Origin of the sequence: Winogradskyella undariae, from assembly GCF_013285155.1 — a bacterium.
Taxonomy (GTDB): domain Bacteria; phylum Bacteroidota; class Bacteroidia; order Flavobacteriales; family Flavobacteriaceae; genus Winogradskyella; species Winogradskyella undariae.
The window spans coordinates 1-4138 of the sequence record NZ_JABTEL010000036.1; the positions used below are offsets into that span (position 1 = coordinate 1).

General features: G+C 30.6%; 5 protein-coding genes. All 5 read left to right on the forward strand.

From position 1 onward, the window contains the following. Positions 1 to 177 precede the first annotated feature (177 nt). The gene (locus HSX10_RS18420) at positions 178 to 1146 is read left to right on the forward strand and encodes an SMODS domain-containing nucleotidyltransferase (RefSeq protein WP_173589725.1); all 969 of its coding nucleotides are present in this window, start codon (positions 178 to 180) and stop codon (positions 1144 to 1146) included. Further along, on the forward strand, positions 1133 to 1558 hold the full coding sequence (locus HSX10_RS18425; RefSeq protein WP_173589726.1) for a type II CBASS E2 protein: 426 nt from the start codon (positions 1133 to 1135) through the stop codon (positions 1556 to 1558). The genes HSX10_RS18420 and HSX10_RS18425 overlap by 14 nt, the downstream gene beginning before the upstream one ends. Further along, complete coding sequence (locus HSX10_RS18430; RefSeq protein WP_173589727.1) at positions 1551 to 2315, forward strand: hypothetical protein; 765 nt, start codon at positions 1551 to 1553, stop codon at positions 2313 to 2315. The genes HSX10_RS18425 and HSX10_RS18430 overlap by 8 nt, the downstream gene beginning before the upstream one ends. Positions 2316 to 2479: 164 nt before the next feature. Continuing rightward, positions 2480 to 2995 (forward strand): hypothetical protein, encoded by a 516-nt coding sequence (locus HSX10_RS18435; RefSeq protein WP_173589728.1) that lies wholly within the window; start codon positions 2480 to 2482, stop codon positions 2993 to 2995. Positions 2996 to 2998: 3 nt separating this feature from the next. Continuing rightward, a complete protein-coding gene (locus HSX10_RS18440) occupies positions 2999 to 4033 on the forward strand; it encodes a metallophosphoesterase (protein ID WP_173589729.1) in 1035 nt (344 codons plus the stop codon). The last annotated feature ends 105 nt before the right edge of the window (positions 4034 to 4138 follow it).

The window sequence follows — 4138 nt, forward strand, 5'->3', positions numbered from 1 at the left end:
CCTCGCGGATTTTCTATTCGGTTTTTATTTGCTAAATTAGGTGCTTAAACACGCCACTAATCATACACAATCACGTTACCTGCAATGCGAATAAACTGCTCGCTATCAACAAACTGACAGAATGTCTGAATAAAAATCTCGGCATATTAATTGAACATTTTAAGAAAATTTTAAGATATGCCGACAGTATTACAAACGATAAAAAAACTGATTGATAATGTTTCAGTAACAGATAGACAAGAAGAGAGTATTCAAACTTCAACAGACTATTTAGATGGTCACTTGACCAGAGAAGAAAATGATTTAGATATAGATAGCACATTTGTAAATGGCTCATACGAGCGAGATACAATTATAAGACCATTAGATGACGTTGACCTTTTTGCCATCCTGAATGAGTCTGAATGGTCAGATGAATATGGTAATCTACCAAATCCGCAAGCTGTTCTGACCAAAATTAAGAACAAATTAAATTCAATATCCCATTATAAAGACAAAGTGACACAAGATAGACCTTGTGTGACTGTAACGTTAAATTCAATCAATTTCGATGTACTACCAAGTTTTGAGCGAAATAATGGTGGATATTTAATACCAAATTATGATTTACAATCTTGGACATATAGTTATCCGAAACAATTAACTGACAATTTAAATGATTGTAATAGAGACAATGGATACAAAATAAAAGACATTGTAAAAGCAATAAAATATTGGAACAGAGAAAACAAAAAGCTTATTCCATCTTTCCAAATTGAAGAAACCTTAATAACCTACTTTAATATTCACAACTTTGGTAATTATGAGGAAGCAATAAGACTTTGGTTTAATAATGCTGAATATTATCTTGAGCAAGCTAAATTTAAAACCAATAACCAATATGACGATGCTATAAAGAAAATTAAAAAAGTAAAAGATAAACTCAATACAGCAAAAGAACATTTAGATAAAAAAGAAAATGCAGAAGCTCTTCAAATCTGGAAAGACGTATTTGGTAAAGAATTTATAATATCAGACGTCAACGAGGCTAAATCTTTTTCTCAAAAATTGACAGACGGATTATTGAAATCATCTTCCACTGGAGCTGTTTCTGAATCAGTAGGCAGAAATATACCAGCATCAAAGGGATTTTATGGCGATATATAGAAATAAATCCACCAAAGTAGATGTTCAAATTGGTGCTATGAAATCAATTTATCCACAATTTAAGGTTACTAAAAAAAAGAGCACAGAAGTCGAATTTGTAGGTACACTTCAACCAAAACCAGAATACAGAAAATACAAGATTTCAGTAAAATATCGTGGTAATTTAAAACCACAAGTAAAAGTTATTGAGCCGGAACTCGTAGATAATCCACCGCACTTTTACAAGACTTCAGGAACACTCTGTTTATATCATCCTAAAGATTTCAAATGGACAAAAGATAAACTAATTGCAAAATACATTTTGCCAATTACTTCAGCTTGGTTGTATTTCTACGAAGTTTGGTTGGAAACAAATGTTTGGTATGGTCCTGAAGCCAGCCACGATACTAATAAAAATCCAAAAGATGACTAAACAAGTTCCACACGCAAAACTATACAAGACAGTAAGCAATTTATCAAATGCGTTAAACTGGCTATTGATATCATCTACAATAATTTCGCTTGCAATTATAGTCTTAAATAATTTTAATATCGAAGCTAATCCAAATATATCTCTTTGGCTTTCAAGAATACTCGCATTGATAGCAATTATCTTTTTTATTTTAGAAGTAATTCAAAGCCAAACTTATCATCGAGCGGAACTTCAAAGAAAAAATGATTTTATGGATAATAGCTTGGAAACAAAATTAGCTGATGCGAATTCAAACGAATATTATACAAACGATGATATTAGTAATGGTGTGTACAAAATGGGAGTTAATTGTTTTGAGAATTCATTTTTTACTAAAAACATATCATCTAAAATGCTGACTAAACAAATTACTTACACGATAGTAATTTGGGTTGTTTTGTGGTCAGTAATTTTGACTGCACCAAATAATGTATTTGTTGAAGTAATTCTTTTAGCTTTACCATTTTCAGTCGCAAATGATTTAAGGAAATTGTATCGTTTAAACAAAAACGTTGAAATGGTTTTTGCGAATTTTAAAAAGATTTTTAGCACGACGAAAAAGTCCAAGCGAGAATCATTGATTATTGATAACGTAATAAGTTATGAAAAATCAATATCTTACAGTTCTGTACCTCTAAATAGAAAGATATTTGACAAATGGAATGATAAGCTATCATTGGAATGGAATAAGATTAAAAAGCAACACAAAATCAAGTAAGCACAGCAGGTAACACCGTGTATAATTAATTGCTTTGGTCGTTGCTTATTTGGAAAATTCCTTCGGAATTTTCTCGCGTTCGTTTTTGTTTACTAAATTAGTTGCTTAAACACGCAACTAACCATACACAAAACCGTTACCTGCAAGCTGAAAATCACTAACTGATGAAGATTAGAACGAATGACATAATGGATTATCATCTAAATGAATTAGACTATGATTTTAAATCTACTTTTATAAACTTACCTAACTATTTTGAATTAGAAATAGAGAAGACAACTGCTTTATTGAAAGAACGATTCCCAAATAAAAATATTACTGAAAGAATAAATGAAAAAGCAGGAATTAATGAGCTTGATTATATTATTGGCTTTGATTCAATCCCTGACTACTTTAGTTATTCTGAATGCCAAAAAATGAAAGTATTTGAATTCTTAGGTATGGGCTTGGAAATCTTAAAAAGGTTGTCGGTAATGCTAAAAGAAAATTTTCCAAACAATCGGTTTCGATTAATTATGGAATTTTCTACTGTACAAGAAGATGTTATTTATCCAGGGCTGGAGGCTTGTCACGTAAATTGTTATAAAGTTTGGGATAGCGATTATGATTATTTTACAGAAATGGATGAATGGTATTTAGAAAAAGACTATACAATTGGAATGCTTGAAATCACAGTATAAAAGATGAGCAAAACATATATTATTGGAGATTTACACGGATGTTTCGATGAATTTATTGAGTTATCAAACAGAATAGGCATAACTGAAAATGATTTGGTTATTTCATTAGGAGATATCGTAGATAGAGGCAATAAATCCTATGAACTTTATGAATATTTTAAAAATCGTAAAAACGCTGTTGTTTTAATGGGAAATCATGAGAGAAAACATCTTAGAGGAGTTCTTAGTTATTCTCAAGAAATTGTAAAAGTTCAGTTTGCAGATAAATATGATGATTTTATTAAATGGGTAGATACTCTTCCCTATTATTACGAAACAAATGAGGCAATAATAATTCATGCTTTTTTTGAGCACGATATAAAACTTCAAAATCAAAAAAATGAAGTGTTGTCAGGCACTACTTCTGGTTCGAGATATTTAGAAAAAAAATATGAAGAAGACACTTATTGGGAAGAGTATTATTCTGGAAGCAAACCCATAATATATGGTCATCACGTTGTTGGTAATAAACCGAAAATCAAAAACAATACTTATGGTATTGATACAGGAGCTTGTCACGGAGGTTACTTGACAATTATAGAGTTACCGGAATTTAAAATTCATCAGATAAAGGTTGAGAGAGATTATTGGAAAGAGCAACAGTCAAAATGGCAAATACCAGTACTTGAATCAAAAGATTGGGAGAATATGAAAATCGAGCAAGTTCATAAGCAAATTCAAAAACTGAGTTATAAAAAAGAGACTGAAATTGTGAGATTTCTCGAGGATTTAAAAAATTGGATTAAAGAACTATCTAACACAGTCTTAGTCATAAAAGATAGGTTGGAAAGCATAACTATTGAATTAAAAGAAAGATATCAAGAGGAATTTAATAAAGAAGTTTCTAAATTAAGTTATAGTGGTTTTATTTACAAAGTGAACTCTAACAGGTTGCACTTAAAAGATTTAGAGAAATCTTTAGATACACCTCAAAAAGTCATAGACTTAGCCTTGAATTTAAATTTAGATGAAATACCAAAAAGAAAAGCCAGCAGGTAACACCGTGTATAATTAATTGCTTGGTCACTGCTTATTTGGAAAATTCCTTCGGAATTTTCTCGCGTTCGTTTTTGTTTACTAAATTAGTTGCTGAAACACGCAACT